We start from the raw sequence: 16839 nt of genomic DNA, 5'->3' as shown, positions 1-16839 counted from the left end.
CGATGAGAAGCGGATGCCGGCGGCCGCGGCATCCGCTTCTCATTCACGTGACCGCACCGTCCGAGGGCTCAGGATGCCGGTGGTCGGGCCAGCCCGTCAGCCGGAGCCCGGAAGTGCCCGCACCCCGCGAAGCGGGGGTGAGAGGACGGCGATGAGCGCGGCGACCGCGAAGACGACCATGACGACGACGAGCGTCCACTGATCACCGATCAGCCCGACCGCCGCACCGCCGGCGAGGGCGCCGATGGCCGCCGCCGTGCGGTTGGCCGAGCGGATGTTCGCATTCACCCGTCCGAGCAGGGCATCCGGCGTCACCGCCTGCCGGAGGCCCATCTCGTTCGCGTTCTCGACGCCGGCCGCCAGCCCGTGGATCGCGAGCGCTATATAGAGGAGTACAGGCCCCGCCGACAGCCACGCCGCCGCACCGACCAGGAGCCAGGCGAGGGGATACGCCGCGCGAGCGGCGATGATCGCCGGCCCGGTCCCCAGCCACGAGCCGACTCTCGCCGCGAAGCTCGCGCCGAGCAGAGCGGCCGACCCCGAGACGGCCAGCAGCAGCCCGAAGGTGAACGGGGTGAAGCCGAGGGAGCGCAGCGCCAGCAGCGAGAGCACGGTGAAAGCGATGCCGTTCGCGAAGAACCAGATGTGCGTCGACACGGCGAGCGGGCCCAGCGTCGGATGCGCGTACGCCCAGCGCAGCCCTTCGCGGATCTCGCGACCCAGATGGCGCTCCGGGCGCCGCTCGCGCGGCTCGTCGACGCGGATGCTCCCGTTCAGCACCGCATCGACCAGGTAGCTGGCGGCGTCGACCACGAGCGCGATCGGGGCGCCGAGCAGCCCCACGAGCCCGCCGCCCAGGGCCGGGCCGACTGTCTGGGCCGCGGCATCCGTCTGATCCAGGCGCGCGTTCGCCACCACCAGTCGCGAGCGCGGCACGAGCCGGGGCAGGAACGACTGCGTCGCCGCGAACCCGAACACCGAGAACGAGCCGAATAACAGCAGCAGCACCACGAGCATCCAGATCTCGAGGGCACCGGTCAGCCAGAGCACCGGGATCGCACCGAGAGAGACCGCACGGCCGATGCTCGACCACACGAGGATCGGCTTGCGGCGCCAGCGGTCCGTGTACGCGCCGGCGATCAGCCCGAGCACCGCGTACGGCACGAACTGCGCCGCGTTGACGATCCCCACTTCCGCCGGCGTCGCCGCGAGCAGCTGCACCACGAGCACCGGCATCGCCACGGCCGAGACCGCGGTCCCGAACGAGCTGATCGCCGCCGCCGTCCAGTAGCGCCCGAACGAGCCACGGCGCGACGGACCCGCCGCCGCGTCGGCGTCCGCGTCGGCGGCGGAGCTCACGGTGGGGGCTGCCTGATTACGCCATCCACGACGTGCGGCCGAAGCGCTCCCAGCGCTCGACGACACGCGGGGTCGCGGCATCCGGATCCGGCTCGTAGACCGCGCGTCCCTCGATGAACACCCGCTGCACGCGCGAGTCGACCGCCAGCGGGTCTCCCGACCACACCACGACGTCGCCGTCACGACCCGGCTCGAGGGCGCCGACCCGCTCGTTCAGGCGCAGGATGTCGGCCGGATTGGCGGTCAGTGCCTCGAGGGCCGTGTCGGCGGGCAGGCCGTCGCGCACGGCGAGGATCGCCTGCAGGCGGATCTGGTCGATCGGCACCACGGGGTGGTCGGTCGTGATGGCGACCTTGACTCCCGCCTCGGCGATGAGCGCGAGGTTGCCGATGGCGCGGTCGCGCAGCTCCACCTTGGAGCGCGAGGTGAGGAGCGGCCCGAAGATCACCGGAATCTGCTTCTCGGCGAGCACGTCGGCGATCTTGTGCGCCTCGGTGCCGTGGTTGACGACCAGCGTGTACCCGAACTCCTCCGACAGCCGGATCGCGGTTGCGATGTCGTCGTGGCGGTGGCAGTGCTGATCCCAGAGCAGCTCACCCGACAGGACGGCTGCCAGCGTCTCTTTGCCCAGGTCGCGCTCGAACGGCTCGTCCTTGTCGGCGGCGGCCGCGCGCTTGTCGGCGTAGGTCCGGGCGGCGACGAACGCGTCGCGGAGCACCGATGCCACGCCGAGACGCGTCGACGGCGTCTGCTTCTTGTCGCCGTACACGCGCTTCGGGTTCTCGCCGAGCGCGGACTTGACCGAGACGTCGGCGGCGAGGATCTGCTCGTCGACGGTGCGACCGCCCCACGTCTTGATGGCGACCGTGCGTCCGCCGATCGGGTTGCCGGAGCCGGGCTTGATGACGGCGGTGGTCACGCCGCCGCGCAGTGCGTCGCGGAAGCCGACCTCTTCGATGTCGATGCCGTCGAGCGCGCGGAACCGCGATCCGTTCGGGTCGGTCATCTCGTTCGTGTCGTTGCCCGACCACCCCTCGCCGTCCTCGTGGACGCCGAGGTGGCCGTGCGACTCCACGAAGCCGGGAACGACCCAGCTGCCGGTGGCGTCGATCACTTCGGCGCCCTCGGGCACCGCGGTGTCGGGCCCGCCGACGGCGGTGATGACGCCGTCGGTGACGACGACGGTGCCGTTCTCGATGGGGTCGGAGCTGACAGGGACGACGTAGCCGCCGGTCAAGGCGAGGATGCGAGCCATGCTCTCCAACCTACGCCGCCGGCGGACCACGACCGCCGCGGGGCACTCACGCGAGCGGCGGGCCGTCCAGGACCGTGGGCACGTACTCGAGCAGCTGGCTGCGCTGGTCGAAGGTGCGCGCCTCGACGAGATCCAGCCGCACGTCGGGGTATCCGTCGAAGATCCGCTCCTGCCCGGTCGCGCCGGTGATGACCGGGAACACGACCACGCGGTAGCGGTCGACCAGCCCGGCGCGCAGGAGCGAGCGGCAGAGCGAGACGCTGCCGAGGGTGCGCAGCGGACGGTCGGAATCCTCCTTGAGCCGCCGCACGAAGTCGACCGCGTCCTCGCGGACCAGCACCGAGTTCGCCCACACCAGGGGCTCCTCGAGGGTCGACGAGAAGACATACTTCTGCACGCCGTTGAGGACGTCGGTGCCCTCCTCGCCCCCGGCGGTGAGCTCCGACATCACGCGGTAGGTCGTCGCGCCCATCAGGAGCGGATAGTCCTTGTCGGGCAGGTCCTCCAGCCAGCCCAGATACTCGGGGCCCTCCAGCCCCCACCATCCCGGCCAGCCCTCGGCGGCGCCGTAGCCGTCGAGCGACATGATGAAGTCGATCGTCAGGTTCTGCATCTGAGCCTCCTGCGCGTTCCGTCGCCCGCGCGATCACGCGGGCGTCACTTCTCGAGTGGATGCCTCGGGCACGAGGGTAATCGCGGTCCCGAGCTCACGGAACCCCGGTCGCGTGCGGCCGACCAGGGGGCGGCCCGCGTTGCCCCATCCACCCGGGCTTGCCACCAGGCTCGGCCTCAGTCCTGCGTCCCCTTTCGCATGAAGGTGGGCGCCGCTCGATCTCGACGCGTCACGTCGCGCCCGTCTGCACCGTCCGGCAGACCGGTCGGACCGGGCGGGTCTTGGCCGGTGGCAGTGGCTCGCAGCGCGAGCTCTTCTGCGTCGATGGCGCGCAGAGCGCCCTTCACGGCCGGCTCAGGGAACCGGCCTTCTGCCCGCGCGGTGACGACGGTGGCGCGTTCGGCTCGCAGCATGGTGGCCCGCAGCCTCGCGTAGGCGGTGACCAAAGACTCGGAATCGAGCTGCGAGGCTCGCCGTTCCATGGAGTCCGAGATCAGCGTCGCGTTGATCCGGAGCTGCGAGACGACGCGCTCCTCGTCGGCATCCGTCACCGCGTTCTCGAGCGCGTCCAGACCCGCTCTCTGCGCTTCGGCCATCAGGAGCTGCCATTGCATCCGCTCTCGGTCGCGGTCCGGTGGAGGCAGCTGGAGCCGGCGCACCAGGGCGGGCAGGGTCAGCCCGCCCAGCAGGGTGCCGACGACCACGACGAACGCGAGGAACTGGAGGAATTCGCGGTACGGGGTGTCGGAGGGCAGCAGGAAGACGGCAGCGAGCGTGACCACACCCCGGACGTTCGCCGCGGCGATGACCACGGCATTGCGCCACTGCACGTCCTGCTCGCGCAAGCGCCGCGGCCCTCTCCGGAAGAGGAGGGCCACCGCCAGCACGAAGGCGAAGCGGGCGATGACGAGTGCGGCGAGGACGGCGGCGCTGATTGCAATGGTCGGCCACAGTCCTGGGCCGGTGCGAATCGCCCCCGCGAGGATGCTGGAGAGATTGAGGCCGATGAGCAGGAAGACGGCGTTCTCCAGGAGGAACTGGATCGTGCGCCAGTTCACCGTCTCTGCGATGCGGGCAGGAGCCGACTGCACGATCGGTGATCGGTAACCGAGATAGAGCCCGGCGACGACGACGGCGAGCACCCCGGACCCGAGCACCGCCTGAGCGGCGATGAAGGCGAGGTATGGGGTGATGAGCGCGAGGCTCGTGTCCAGCACGACGGAATCCAGCCGGGACCGCACCGCAGCCATCGTCCAGCCGACGGCGAAGCCGACCGCGACGCCCGCCAGTACCGCGAGGACGAACTCGCCGACGACGGCCTGCGGGCTCACCCTCGCCGACATCGCGAGCACCGCGGCGTGGAGCGCGACGAGCGCGGTGGCGTCGTTGAGGAGGCTCTCTCCCTCGAGCACCGTGAGCACACGCCGAGGCAGGCCGAGCCTGCTGGCTACGGCCTCGACGGCCACGGTGTCGTTGGGCGCGACCACCGCACCGAAGGCGAACGCCGCCGCGAGTCCGATCACGGGCAGCAGCGCCCACGCAGTGACGCCGACGACCAGGACGGTGAACAGCACCGTGCCTATCGACAGGATGAGGATGCTGTCCCGCCGGTTGCGGATGTCGACGAACGAGGTGCGGACCGCCTCGGCGAACAGCAGTGGTGGCAGCACCCCGTAGAGGATGAGTTCCGGCTCCAGCTCGATGGCCGGGATGCCGGGGAAGTACGACGCGACGCCGCCGACGGCCACGAGGATGACAGGCGTCGACCATCCCAGACGCCGCGAGAGGCCGGTCACCGTGACGGTGACCAGCACGAAAGCCACCGTCCACGCCACGATCGATGCGGGGTGCATGATCTCTCCCAGCCCGTCCGTCAGCCGAAGGTGAGGCAGTAGGCGGCCGCGCCGGCCTCGAGGAATTCGATCTGCACCACCCGATCGACCACGTCGCCCGATTGCCGGACCAGCTGCAGCGTGTCCGCGGCGACGATGGTGCCGCGACCGTCCGCGTCGACATCCGTGCCGTGGTGGATGCCGACCGGGGCGCCGTCCAGCGTGACGCGGATAGGCACGGCATGGTCCCGCGCAGGGGCCACGACCAGGTTCACGTCGCGGGCTCGGAAGGCGAAGGACAGGCGGCCGCCGGGCGCCGTCACCTCGACAGCGTCGCGGGTCACCGACCACTCACCGTCGAGGCTCCAGGTGTTCCGATGCAGCGGGCCGACGGGCCGGAAGACGTGCGGTCGGTCGTACGGAACGGCGGTCTCCGCGACGAAGCCGCCGGCTCGGTCGTATCCCAGGTAGGTCTCGGGTGAGCCCAACGAGGCCCAGTCGGCGGCGATCTCCAGACCGCGAGGCTCGACATCCACCAGATCGAACTCGACCTCGGCTCCGGCCTCGACGAGGAGCTGCTGGATCGCCATCTCCGTCATCGCGTACTCGCCCTCGCCGAAGTGATGGAACCGCACGCGTCCGTGCGCGTCGGCGAGATACAGGGCCGGCCAATAGTGGTTCGCGAAGTCCTCCCACACCCCGTAGTGATCGTCGATCGCGATCGGGTAATCGACACCGAGAGCTCGAGAGCGAGCGACCACGTTCGACAGCTCGCGCTCGAACCGGAACTCGGGGGTGTGCACGCCGACGATGGTGAGGCCGTGCGCCGCGTACTTCGCGTGCCATGCCCTGAGGTAAGGCAGCGTCCGCAGCCAGTTCACGCACGTGTAGGTCCAGAAGTCGACGAGTACGACCCGCCCGCGCAGCCCGTTCGAGGTCAGCGGCTCCGAGTTGAGCCAGCCGCGGGCTCGATCGAACGAGCCGAGCCGCCCCTCGACGGGCAGAACGTCGTCACCTGCTCGGCGGTGGGCGATCGACCGGACCCGGGCACCTTGCGCATCGCCGACGATCCCGCTACGCGAATCCATCTCAGGCCGAGACATGCGCCGCCGCCTTCGGTGAGACCCCGGTGGCGAGGCGATCCAGATCCAGCACAGCATCGGCGAATGCACGTGGCGCCTCCTGAGGGAGATCGTGACCGACTCCGCCCTCGACCACCCGGTGCTCGTAGGCCCCCACGAAGCGGTCGCGATACGCCGACGCCTCTGGGTGCGGCGCGCCATTCGCGTCGCCCTCCATCGTGATCGTGGGCACAGCGATCGTCGGACGCGCAGCCAGCCGACGCTCGAGGTCGTCGTATGCGGGATCACCGTCGGCCAGGCCCAGTCGCCACCGGTAGTTGTGGATGACGATGTCGACGTGGTCGGGATTGGCGAAGGATGCCGCGCTTCGGGCGAAGGTGCCCTCGTCGAACTCCCATCGGGGCGAAGCCGTCTTCCAGATCAGCCGCGCGAAGTCGTCTCGGTACCGGTCGTATCCGGAGCGCCCGCGTTCGGTGGCGAAGTAGAACTGATACCACCACGAAAGCTCTGCGGCCGGAGGAAGAGGTGACGCATTCGCGCGGGGGGTTCCGATCAGGTAGCCGCTCACGGCCACCAGGCCTCGGCACCGCTCGGGCCACAGCGCCGCCACGACGTTCGCCGTCCGTGCACCCCAGTCGAAGCCGGCGATGACGGCATCCTCGATCTGGAGCGCATCCAGCAGGCCGATCACGTCCAGCGCGAACGCCACCTGCTGTCCGTTGCGGCGGGTGGCCGCCGACGTGAACCTCGTCGTGCCGAATCCGCGGAGGTGCGGAACGATGACGCGGTAGCCCGCGCCCGCCAGGATCCGCGTCGCGTCTGCGTAGCTGTGGATGTCGTACGGCCAGCCGTGCAGCAACACCACCGTCCGCGCTCCGGCGAGGCCGACGTCCGCGAATCCGATGTCGAGGTCGCCGACGCGGAGCTGCGAGATCGCCCCGAGACCGGAAGCGCTCACGGGGCCGGATGTCGACGTGCCGTCTTCCATCGTCGTCCCTTCCCTGCTCATCGAAGCGACCGGAACGCGGCCCGCAGCTCCTGCGAGAACAGCTGCGGCTGCTCCCACGCGGCGAAGTGACCGCCGCGGTCGAGCCGGTTGAAGTGCACGAGGTTCGGATACGCGCTCATCGCCCAGCTCCGCGGCGCCGCGTAGATCTCGTCGGGGAACACGCTCACAGCGACCGGGATCGTCACCCCCTTCGGCGCGAAGAACGGCAGCTTGCTCTCCCAGTAGAGGCGCGCCGACGACACCGCCGTGTTGGTCAGCCAGTAGAGCGTGACGTTGTCGAGCACGTCGTCCTTCGAGAGCCCTTCGGAGGCACCGCCGAACACGCGCGCGATGAGGTCGTAGCTGCGCGAGTCGTGATCGAGCATCCAGGCCGCGAGGCCCACGGGCGAGTCGGCGAGCGCGGCGAGCGTCTGCGGCCGGTTTCCCATCTCCTGTGCGTAGGCGAGTCCGTGCGCGTAGAAGAATGCCAGCTGATCCCACGCGCCCCGCTCCTCCGGCGACAGAGTCTCCGGCGCGGGTGCGCCGCCGGCCAGTGCGGCCTGGATGGAGTCGGGAACGGTCGCGGGCATGTTCGTGTGGATGCCGACGAGTCCGGGAGGCGTCAGGAGCGCCATCTGCTCGGTGACGGCGTTGCCCCAGTCTCCGCCCTGGGCGACATAGCGGTCGTAGCCGAGGCGTCGCATCAGCTCGATCCACGCCTTCGCGATCCGGATCGGGTCCCATCCGGTCTCGGTCGGCTTGCCGGAGAACCCGTGTCCCGGCAGCGACGGGATCACGAGGTGGAATGCGTCGGCTGCGTCCGCACCATGGGATTGCGGATCCGTCAGAGGGTCGACGATCTTCATCTGCTCGATGACCGATCCCGGCCATCCGTGCGTGACGATCATCGGCAGAGCATCCTCGCGGGCGGACCGGACGTGGATGAAGTGGATGTCGACACCATCGATCTCCGTGACGAACTGCGGGAGCTGATTGAGGCGCGCCTCGACTCCTCGCCAGTCGTAGTGGTCGGACCAGTGGGCGGCGAGAGCCTGGAGGACGGGGAGCTGTACGCCTTGCGAGGCATCGTCCACGATCTCGGGGTCGGGCCAGCGAGTCGCTCGGACGCGAGCGCGCAGATCGTCGAGCACGGGCTGCGGGACATCCACCCGGAAGGGACGGATCGCCGTGGAATCGCTCTGCTCCTCGGCTGCGGGTGAGGTTTGGGTGATGGTCATGATTGCTCCTTACGGGGTGGGTGCAGGTGCGCGATCGCACCTGCACTCGACACTCCCGCACGGGCGCATCCGTCACGTCGGGGCAACCCCCCAATTCCGACGACGGTGATGAGGGGGACTGAGGGGAACCCCTCAACCCCCGTTCCGGATGGCTTCGGCCCGCGGACTACTTGATGCCGTTGTGCAGGGCGAACGCCGTCGCCTCACTGCGCCGCACGACGCCGATCTTCCGGTAGAGGCTCGTGATGTGACGTTCGACCGTCCTGTCGCTGAGCCACATCACTCCGGCGATCTCCTTGTTGCTCAGTCCTTGAGCGAGCAGCCCCAGCACCTCGGTCTCGCGCCGCGTCAACGCCGGCCGTGCACCGACCGCGCTCGAGCCCTCGTCCGCACGCGAACCCGGGCCTGAGGCGCTCCGCGTATCACCCGTGCCCTCGACGAGGGATGCCTCCGCGACAAGTCGCGCCGCCTCTCGCACGCTCCGAGCCGCCGATGACAATGCCGGTTCGACCTCGTCGACGAGCGCACTGAGAACGGCGGTCTGCCGGTGAAGCGCGGTCTCCGCGGCGACTCGAGCCGCGTGCTCGCGCGTCAGGCGTCGCGCCGTGTGGATGCCGATGGCGGCTTGGCTGACGGCGACCCTCAGCAGGTGCGTCTCGGTCTCGGTCGGGAAGAGCTCCCGTCGGCTGGCGGCCAGCACCAGGCCGGTCCCCCACGGCAGCGCGAGCGGCAGGCTCGTGACGCGAGCCTGCTCCGACCCGGAGTGGGAAGACCCGGTCGTGAGACCGGAGGCCGCCGGTGGGTTGGCCGTGATGAACGGCTGCAGTTCCTCCGGCGGCCTCGGCCCTGAGGGCCGCCACACTTCGAGGGGGTCGCGTGCGTCGTCGAAGCGGGCGTACACGCTGTCGAGCGCCAGGATGCTGCCGATGACGCTCAGCAGGCCGTCCGCTATCTCGAGCGGCTCGTGATCGACCCACAGGGCGGGAAGTGCGAGAAGCGCGCCCATGTCTCGCAGCCAGCGTCGCGATTCCCGGGCGGCGACGTCATCATCGCCGCCATTCGGCACACCGGGTTCGGACTCCGCGGAGCTCAAGACGCCGCCAGCCGCGCGCGCTCCTCAAGAAAAGCCGCGGGGTCGACGAAGAAGGGATTCTCCTGCAGCATCCCTCCCACCACGACCATCGGATGGGTGCGCAGAACATCGACGATGAAACCACCGTCGAACAAGGAGGCGTCGTACGAGCAGATGACGACATGCCGATGCCGGGCATGGATGAAGTTCGCGCGGGCTTCGAACTGGATCAGCTGCTCAGCGACACCGTCACGGTCGGCCGCCCATCCCATGTCGCACATCATCCGGGTCTGCGGCGCCGCCGGGTCCAACAGCAGGTGGTCGAGCAGATCGAACGTGTCCTGTGGATCGAACCCTCCGGTTCGCAAGTAGGTGTCGTTCCACGTATGCACTTCGCAGCGGTGACGATGCATCAGGTCACCCGCGTCGTATCCGAGCCGGCGAATGCGGTTGACAGGTGCTGCGGTCTCCTCGGGACTGACTACGTACAGCAGTCGATCGTCGCGATCGATCCCCTGGCTGATGAACGGGTCGAGCACCGCGTCCGACTCTGGCCCGCCGTTCACGAACGAGCACACGTGGCGATATCGATCCAAGACGCCGCCTGCGAACGTGATCGGCTCAACCGGGGCGGCGCGAGGGTCGGCTTCCATGCGATCTTCTCGGTCTTCTCGATCGTGGGCAGCAAGAGCCAGCGGGTCGACCGGCTGGGTTCGAGCGTATCGCCAGCACGCTACTCCGATATCGCTGGCCCGACAACGTATCCGGGTCCTCAGCCGTCGGGAAGATCGGTGGTGTGTGCCGCGTTTCGCCCCGATCAGCGATCTGGTGCGTCGGCGCTCGAATTGCTACGGCCGCTTGCGGCGCTCGCGCACCGTCCGCACAAGGGTGTAGACAGCGGCTCCGGCACCGAACGCCAGCAGAGCCGCGAGCCATGCCATCAGCAGTCCGCCGAGGATCTGGCCGGAGGCCCATTGCTCGACGACGCCGGCGATCACAAAGGGCAGCAGCGCGCCGCAGAAGAGGAGGAGCGCGCACGCCCAGAGCGCACGGCGCAAGGGAGTCTTGGGCGGCTTGCTGCGGCCGTAGGCGAACAGGGCCCAGGGCATGGCGACCTCACGTCGACGGGAATTCGTGCCAGTGTCCCACGGCCGGGCAGGCCACCCCGGACATGCTGGAAGCCGTGGCGTGGAAAAGAGCGCGCTACCTGTAGGGATTGGCACGACTTGTCCACCGTCCCGTCCCATGGCGGACACTCGACTCAGCAATGTCCGTTGCCAGCCGCCTCAAGCCGGGCGACGAAGGTCCATCTACACGAACCCTTTGCGAACGTGGACGTGTACGCCGTCGCCAGCCAAAGCCCAGCAGTCGTGGCTAGGGCGTCACGACCCCGACCGGAGCGGTCTGCGCCTCTAAATGGCCACCAGGGTCATCATCGATTCCGGTGAAAGATGGCCCAACTGCTGTGGGTAGGGATCCTCAACCGTCGGGAAGCTCGCCGAAGGACACATCGCGGAGTACGCGCCCCATACCTTCGGTACAGCGAGGGCCACGAGACCGCCGACGATGGGCCCAGCGAAACCCGTGATGAGCTTGACGGCGAGCTCCGTGTGTCAGGACCTCACGGGACTGGAGGTCACGATGCCATGGTCGCGCCCCGGATCAGACGGGCCTCCGGACGACGGTGTAGCGCTCATGCTCCTCGGCGGGCGCGAAGCCGCGTGCATCGAACATCGAACGGGGACCGCAGAACGCCCCGGAATCGTCGCCGGTTTCCACTCGACGCGGGTATCCCTCGACGTATCGTGCGCCGCGCGCCGCGCCGTCGGCGACGACGCGATCCAGGAGCGCCGATGAGACGCCGTGGCGCCGGTAGGGCGGGGCGATGACGAAGCAGGAGACGCCCACCACCGCGTCGGGAGCCGGCCCGTCGGGATCGATGCCGTCGTATTTGGCGTACGTCGATCGGCGAGACGCGTTGACCCAGCCCGCCGGGCTGCCGTCGACGTACGCGAGGTATCCCAGCGTCGCTCCGGACCGCAGCCGCTCGACCATCTCGACCCGCACGTCACGCCACGGGCGTTCGGGAACGTCGCCGGTATGGGGATGCAGGCAGTAGCAGGATCCCCAGTCGGGATTGTCGGGAAAGGCGTCGCGGTCGAAGAACCGCAGCCAGTCGTCGATGCGCTCCTCCGTTACGGGATGCACCTCTATCGAGCCGATCGAGGGAAGTCGCTCGACCGGGCCGTCTTCGCGTGCCGAGGCATCCGCGAAGTTGCGCCCCCACAGTCGCACCTCGTCATCTGGGTAGGGAACGTCGTGCGTCCCCCGTACGTGTGCGACGAACTGCTCGACGAGCGACTCGACGTCCCCGCCGTCGAATCGCACGTCCTTCTCGAAGCACTCGATCCACATGTCAACTCCTTCGTCGAGATGGGGCGCTCAGTCGCCGCGATTCGTGGCCTCCGCCGTCGCACCGCGATCCATCGGGCCGATCTTGATGCGCGCTACCCGAAGTCGCCCGGGGCCATATCGGTGAAGCGGGAGAAGTGGCCCTGGAAGGCGACGGTGATCGTGTCGGTTGGGCCGTTGCGGTGCTTGGCGACGATGAGGTCGGCCTCGCCGGCGCGCGGCGAGTCCTTCTCGTAGGCGGCCTCGCGGTGCAGGAGCACCACCATGTCGGCGTCCTGCTCGATCGAGCCCGACTCGCGCAGGTCCGACAGGGCGGGTTTCTTGTCGGCGCGCTGCTCGGCACCACGGTTCAGCTGCGAGAGGGCGATGACGGGAACGCCCAGCTCCTTCGCGAGCAGCTTGAGCGCTCGCGAGAACTCCGACACCTCCTGCTGACGCGACTCGACACGCTTGCCCGAGGTCATCAGCTGCAGGTAGTCGATGACGACGAGCTTCAGGCCCGCACGCTGCTTGAGCCGCCGGCACTTCGCCCGGATCTCGACGAGCGTCATGTTCGGACTGTCGTCGATGTAGAGGGGAGCATCGTTGATGCGGCCACGGGTCGCGGCGACGGTCGTCCAGTCGCGCGAGTCGAGCGTGCCCTTGCGCATCGACTGCAGCGGGATGGCGCCCTCGGCGCTCAGCAGGCGCATGGCGATCTCGCTGCGGCCCATCTCGAGAGAGAAGAAGATGGTCGGCATGTCGTGCTTGACCGCGGCGGAACGGGCGAAGTCGAGCGCGAGCGTCGACTTACCCATGGCGGGCCGCGCCGCGATGATGATCATCTGACCGGGGTGCAGCCCGTTGGTGAGCGCGTCCAGACCCGAGAAGCCGGTCGGGATGCCGGTCATCTGGCCGTCGCGACCGCGCGCGGCCTCGATCTCTTCGACCGCGGCATCCACCGCGATCGTGAGCGGCACGTAGTCCTCGGCGGCCTCTGCACCTGTCACCGAGTAGATCTCGGCCTGGGCGTTGTTGACCAGGTCGAGCGCCTCACCCTGACCCGAGTACCCCATCTGCACGATGCGGGTTCCGGCGTCGACGAGGCGGCGCAGCAGTGCTCGCTCCGACACGATCGAGGCGTAGTACCCGGCGTTCGCAGCGGTCGGCACGATCGACGTCAGCGTGTGCAGGTAGTCGGCGCCGCCGGCGCGCTGCAGCTCGCCCGTCTTGATGAGCTCATCGGTGACGGCGACGACGTCGGTCGGCTCGCCGTGCGAGTAGAGGGTGAGGATCGCCTCGAAGATCAGCTCGTGCTTCGGCACGTAGAAGTCGGCGCCGCGGAGCGTCTCGATGACGTCGGCGACGGCATCCTTCGACAGCAGCATGCCGCCGAGCGCGCTCTGCTCGGCGAGGAGATCGTGCGGGGGAGTGCGCTCGAAGTCACGGTGCTCACCACGGGGACCTCCCATGCGCTCATCGGAGATGTCGGCGATCGACATAGGCTGCGAGTCCTCCTTATCGTTCGTTCACATCGTCCGACTGGTCAGGGCACGAACAGGCGTGGCTCGCCGTGCACGCCTCTGCGTGCACGACCCGATCGCGGGATGCCGCAGCATCCCGCTTCCCCGCCGAACCCCCGTGTGCGATCCCCCTGCCGCTGTCACGCCGTTGTGTCCAGCACGGAGGCGCGCGCCACGAGTGGGCCGCACCCCACGCTAAGGACGGCCTCCGACACGCGCAACACGACCTGTGGATAACTCTGTGGAGAGCCTGCGTGAAACGCCGACACGCCTGTGAACAACCACTGTGGAGAACTCGCTGCTTTTCGAGCACGATCTCCCCAGAAATCGGTTCTGATCAGCCGATGCCTCCTCCACAGCCTGTGGAGGGGGATGTGATTGAAGTCGGGGTTGAAGGTTGGGGTGTGCATCGCGCCCTGTGCACAATTCCGGGGACACAGACACGCCGTGCGCGCGCGAGGAGCGGCGATCGGAATCGTCGCGAGAGGGGTCTGGACACGGCGCCCGGGCAGGCGGTATCGTCGCAAGTCCAGGCACCCCTACGCACGATCCGTTCGGAACGTGCGGCTCTTTCGTCGTGGGAGGTGAACGTGGAGATCGCAACCTCGCAGCTGCCGAGGATCGTGCGGCTGGCCCTGATCGGGGTCGCAACCGCGTTCGCCTGGATCGTCCTCTCGCTGGTCCTCGGCCTCGGCCACGGACAGGCGCATGCCGACGAGGCCGATGACGGAGGACTGCTCGGGGGTGCACTCGGTGCCGTGACCTCGCTGGTCGACACGACCGCGACAACGGTCACCACCACCGTCTCGACCGTGACCACGGGCGTTACCGGCGCCGTCAACACCGTGGTCGACGCGACTCCCGCGCCGGTCCAGCAGCCCGTCAGCCAGGTGGTCCAGACCGTCGGGACGGTCGTCACGAACGTCACTCAGCCGGTCTCCGACGTCGTCTCCGGCGGTGTCGTGAGCGGCATCACTCAGCCCGTCGTCGGCCTCGTGACCGAGGTGCCGGTCGTGGGCGGCATCGTCTCCGGGATCGGCCTCGACGACGCGGTGAACGACCTCGGCGGCACGGTCGACGACACGCTGACCGGCGTCATCGGCGCGGTCGACGAAACCGGCGCGACCGTCGGGCTCCCGCCTGCGGGCGGCGCCGGCGAGACGCCCTCGCTTCCCGGCATCATCGACAGTCCCGCCGGCCCCGGTCTCGCGGGCCTCGCCGGCGATGACGCGGCGCCGGCCAGCACGCCCGCCGCGCTGACGGATGCCGCATCCGCCCTCTTCTCGACCACTGCCGCAACGGTCGGCGGCTGGGCCGCGGCATCCGTGTCGCAGGCTGCCGCAGCCGCCACGGTCGTGGTCTCGTCCGCCGCGCTTGCCGTGAGCGGACCCCTCAACTCCGCCGGCGGACTCTCTCTGCCGACTTCTTCCGCGGGACCCGGTGGTGCGGGTCTCGGCGTCTGGGCGCTTGCTGCCCTCCTCCCGTTCGCCGCACACCGTGCCTGGGTGCGTCGAGCAGGGCCGGAGGACGAGCACGCGCCGCCGGCGCCCGTCGGCTCCACCGACGTCTCCCCCGACTGATCGGGATCTCGCCGCCCTGCTCACCCGAGCTCGTGCGGCAGAGGAACCAGCGCGCCCTCACGCGCTGAGCAACGCCTCGTACGTCCGCTCCTGGGACGCGCGCGCTGCGAACCGATCAATCCACAAAGGGGAACACCATGCGTACTTTCTACAAGCGCGCCCTCTTGGGCACGCTCCTCGCCGGCGGCATCACGCTGCTCGGCGCGACGGTCGCCAATGCGGCCGAGACGACGGGCGATGACGGGCTGCTGTCAGGCAGCCAGGCGATCATCGACGTCAACCTTCCGATCAACATCAGCGGCACCTCGCTCTCGGTGCTCGGCGACTCGTCGAGCAGCGGCGCGACCACCGCGGCGCCTGCTCCCGCCCCGGCTCCCGCCGCGGCGACCACGAGCGGCTCCGACGGCGTCGGCTCGGGCACGCAGGCGCTCGTGTCGGTGAACGTGCCGGTCACGGTCGCGGGCAACGCGATCTCGGTCGTCGGCGACAGCTCGTCGACGGACGCCGCGACCGGGGCACCGGCACCCGCCGCCGCTCCGGCGACCGCCACGGCCGAGACCTCGGGCCAGGACGGCTTGCTCTCGGGAACCCAGGGGCTCGTCTCGATCGCCGCTCCGGTGACCGTCTCGGGCAACGCGATCTCGGTCGTCGGCGACAGCACGAGCGAGGACGCCACCACGACGTCCGCAAGCTCCGGCGGCTCCACCGGCGCCGACGCCTGGACGGACGGCGAGGACTCGATCCTCGGCGGCACCCAGGTCGTGGCGCCCGTGACCGCACCGGTCACCGTCAGCGGCAACGCCATCTCCCTCATCGGAGACAGCGAGTCCACCGACGCGACCACGACCGCCGGCACGGGCACGCCGTCGGCCGGCACGATGGGCACCACGGAGGGCGCGGACTCGATCCTCGGCGGCACCCAGGCGCTCGCACCGATCGCCGCACCGATCACCGCGGTCGGCAACGCCGTCTCGCTGGTCGGCGACAGCTCGAGCGAGGGCGCCACCACGGCACCCTCGGGCTCGGGAGGCTCCAACGGCGCCGAAGCCTGGACCGACGGCGAGGACTCGATCCTCGGCGGCACCCAGGTGCTCGCACCGGTGACCGCACCGATCACCGCCGTCGGCAACGCCGTCTCGGTCATCGGAGACAGCGCGTCGACGGATGCCGCGACCACGGCACCCTCCACCGGCACCGTCGGCGAAGGCACCAGCGGCACCACCGACGGCACGGACGGCATCCTCGGCGGCACGCAGATCCTGGCGCCGATCGCGGTTCCGGTCAACGTCGTCGGCAACGCCATCTCGGGCATCGGCGACAGCACCTCGACCGGTGCGGCGGCAGCGCCGGGCACCGGCGGCGGCGGGACCACCGCCACCACCGGCGGCACCGACTCGATCCTCGGCGGGACGCAGATCCTGGCGCCGATCTCGCTGCCCATCACCATCGGCGGCAACGCGATCTCGGTGGTCGGCGACAGCACCACGGTCGACACCGTGGTGCCGACCGACCCGACCGACCCGACCGACCCGACCGATCCGACCGATCCGACGGACCCGACCGACCCGACGGACCCGACCGACCCGACGGACCCGACCGACCCGACGGACCCGACCGACCCGACCGACCCGACGAACCCCGGCAACTCGGGGGACAACGGGACGCCCGGTGACGACGGCTCCGCAACGGTCGACGGCGCGGCCGCCTCGGCCGCCTCGGCCGGTGAGGCCACCCAGCTCGCCACGACAGGAGGAGCGGGCGCGATGCCGTTCCTGCTGCTGGCGCTCTCGCTGCTCGCAGCGGGCGCCATCGCGCGCGTGTCGCGGCGACGCTCCGCGTGAGTCGACGGGGCAAGTCGACGTTCCCCAGACGCCCCTCGCCCCGACCCGCGTGAGCACCGCGGGAG

General features: G+C 69.7%; 14 protein-coding genes. 2 read left to right on the top strand and 12 right to left on the bottom strand.

What is annotated here, in order from left to right; translation table 11 throughout:
* Positions 1 to 96 precede the first annotated feature (96 nt).
* From ACI3KY_RS11510 to dnaB, 12 genes are all read right to left on the bottom strand, one after another.
* Complete coding sequence (locus tag ACI3KY_RS11510) at positions 97 to 1359, bottom strand: MFS transporter (RefSeq protein ID WP_404930307.1); 1263 nt, start codon at positions 1357 to 1359, stop codon at positions 97 to 99.
* A gap of 16 nt (positions 1360 to 1375) precedes the next feature.
* Entirely contained in the window at positions 1376 to 2614 is a 1239-nt protein-coding gene (locus ACI3KY_RS11505; RefSeq protein ID WP_404930306.1) for an amidohydrolase, read from the bottom strand.
* Between the two features lie 46 nt (positions 2615 to 2660).
* Positions 2661 to 3227, bottom strand: a complete 567-nt coding sequence (locus tag ACI3KY_RS11500) for a dihydrofolate reductase family protein (protein WP_404930305.1) — start codon at positions 3225 to 3227, stop codon at positions 2661 to 2663.
* 176 nt (positions 3228 to 3403) lie between these two features.
* On the bottom strand, positions 3404 to 5080 hold the full coding sequence (locus ACI3KY_RS11495; protein WP_404930304.1) for a cation:proton antiporter: 1677 nt from the start codon (positions 5078 to 5080) through the stop codon (positions 3404 to 3406).
* 20 nt (positions 5081 to 5100) lie between these two features.
* Positions 5101 to 6162: a thioredoxin gene (locus ACI3KY_RS11490; RefSeq protein ID WP_404930303.1), complete on the bottom strand. Its 1062-nt coding sequence runs from the start codon at positions 6160 to 6162 to the stop codon at positions 5101 to 5103.
* On the bottom strand, positions 6149 to 7150 hold the full coding sequence (locus ACI3KY_RS11485) for an alpha/beta fold hydrolase (RefSeq protein WP_404930302.1): 1002 nt from the start codon (positions 7148 to 7150) through the stop codon (positions 6149 to 6151). Before ACI3KY_RS11485 ends, ACI3KY_RS11490 begins: the two co-directional genes overlap by 14 nt.
* Positions 7147 to 8367 carry an epoxide hydrolase family protein gene (locus ACI3KY_RS11480; RefSeq protein WP_404930301.1) on the bottom strand — a complete coding sequence of 407 codons (1221 nt, stop codon included), beginning with the start codon at positions 8365 to 8367 and terminating at the stop codon, positions 7147 to 7149. Before ACI3KY_RS11480 ends, ACI3KY_RS11485 begins: the two co-directional genes overlap by 4 nt.
* 166 nt (positions 8368 to 8533) lie before the next feature.
* Positions 8534 to 9373, bottom strand: a complete 840-nt coding sequence (locus tag ACI3KY_RS11475) for a response regulator transcription factor (protein WP_404930300.1) — start codon at positions 9371 to 9373, stop codon at positions 8534 to 8536.
* An 83-nt stretch (positions 9374 to 9456) separates the two neighbouring features.
* Complete coding sequence (locus ACI3KY_RS11470; RefSeq protein WP_404930299.1) at positions 9457 to 10092, bottom strand: MEDS domain-containing protein; 636 nt, start codon at positions 10090 to 10092, stop codon at positions 9457 to 9459.
* Positions 10093 to 10287: 195 nt separating this feature from the next.
* Entirely contained in the window at positions 10288 to 10548 is a 261-nt protein-coding gene (locus ACI3KY_RS11465) for a hypothetical protein (RefSeq protein ID WP_404930298.1), read from the bottom strand.
* 553 nt (positions 10549 to 11101) lie between these two features.
* Positions 11102 to 11854: a GNAT family N-acetyltransferase gene (locus ACI3KY_RS11460; RefSeq protein ID WP_404930297.1), complete on the bottom strand. Its 753-nt coding sequence runs from the start codon at positions 11852 to 11854 to the stop codon at positions 11102 to 11104.
* 92 nt (positions 11855 to 11946) lie between these two features.
* A complete protein-coding gene (dnaB, locus tag ACI3KY_RS11455) occupies positions 11947 to 13332 on the bottom strand; it encodes a replicative DNA helicase (protein WP_404930296.1) in 1386 nt (461 codons plus the stop codon).
* Between the two features lie 611 nt (positions 13333 to 13943).
* Between dnaB and ACI3KY_RS11450 the strand changes: the two genes are divergently transcribed.
* Positions 13944 to 14933: a hypothetical protein gene (locus ACI3KY_RS11450; protein WP_404930295.1), complete on the top strand. Its 990-nt coding sequence runs from the start codon at positions 13944 to 13946 to the stop codon at positions 14931 to 14933.
* A 137-nt stretch (positions 14934 to 15070) separates the two neighbouring features.
* Entirely contained in the window at positions 15071 to 16774 is a 1704-nt protein-coding gene (locus ACI3KY_RS11445) for a beta strand repeat-containing protein (protein WP_404930294.1), read from the top strand.
* The last annotated feature ends 65 nt before the right edge of the window (positions 16775 to 16839 follow it).

The sequence above is a fragment of the Microbacterium sp. ZW T2_14 genome (assembly GCF_044987405.1).
Classification (GTDB): domain Bacteria; phylum Actinomycetota; class Actinomycetes; order Actinomycetales; family Microbacteriaceae; genus Microbacterium.
The sequence above is the reverse complement of the archived record's forward strand: the minus strand, read 5'-3'. Positions and strand labels throughout refer to the sequence as shown.

Coding starts and splice junctions, on each gene's coding strand:
- ACI3KY_RS11505 (WP_404930306.1), bottom strand. CDS start 2,614: ATGGCTCGCATCCTCGCCTTGACCGGCGGCTACGTCGTCCCTGTCAGC.
- ACI3KY_RS11465 (WP_404930298.1), bottom strand. CDS start 10,548: ATGCCCTGGGCCCTGTTCGCCTACGGCCGCAGCAAGCCGCCCAAGACT.
- dnaB (WP_404930296.1), bottom strand. CDS start 13,332: ATGTCGATCGCCGACATCTCCGATGAGCGCATGGGAGGTCCCCGTGGT.
- ACI3KY_RS11460 (WP_404930297.1), bottom strand. CDS start 11,854: ATGTGGATCGAGTGCTTCGAGAAGGACGTGCGATTCGACGGCGGGGAC.
- ACI3KY_RS11475 (WP_404930300.1), bottom strand. CDS start 9,373: ATGGGCGCGCTTCTCGCACTTCCCGCCCTGTGGGTCGATCACGAGCCG.
- ACI3KY_RS11480 (WP_404930301.1), bottom strand. CDS start 8,367: ATGACCATCACCCAAACCTCACCCGCAGCCGAGGAGCAGAGCGATTCC.
- ACI3KY_RS11470 (WP_404930299.1), bottom strand. CDS start 10,092: ATGGAAGCCGACCCTCGCGCCGCCCCGGTTGAGCCGATCACGTTCGCA.
- ACI3KY_RS11485 (WP_404930302.1), bottom strand. CDS start 7,150: ATGAGCAGGGAAGGGACGACGATGGAAGACGGCACGTCGACATCCGGC.
- ACI3KY_RS11500 (WP_404930305.1), bottom strand. CDS start 3,227: ATGCAGAACCTGACGATCGACTTCATCATGTCGCTCGACGGCTACGGC.
- ACI3KY_RS11490 (WP_404930303.1), bottom strand. CDS start 6,162: ATGTCTCGGCCTGAGATGGATTCGCGTAGCGGGATCGTCGGCGATGCG.
- ACI3KY_RS11495 (WP_404930304.1), bottom strand. CDS start 5,080: ATGCACCCCGCATCGATCGTGGCGTGGACGGTGGCTTTCGTGCTGGTC.
- ACI3KY_RS11445 (WP_404930294.1), top strand. CDS start 15,071: ATGCGTACTTTCTACAAGCGCGCCCTCTTGGGCACGCTCCTCGCCGGC.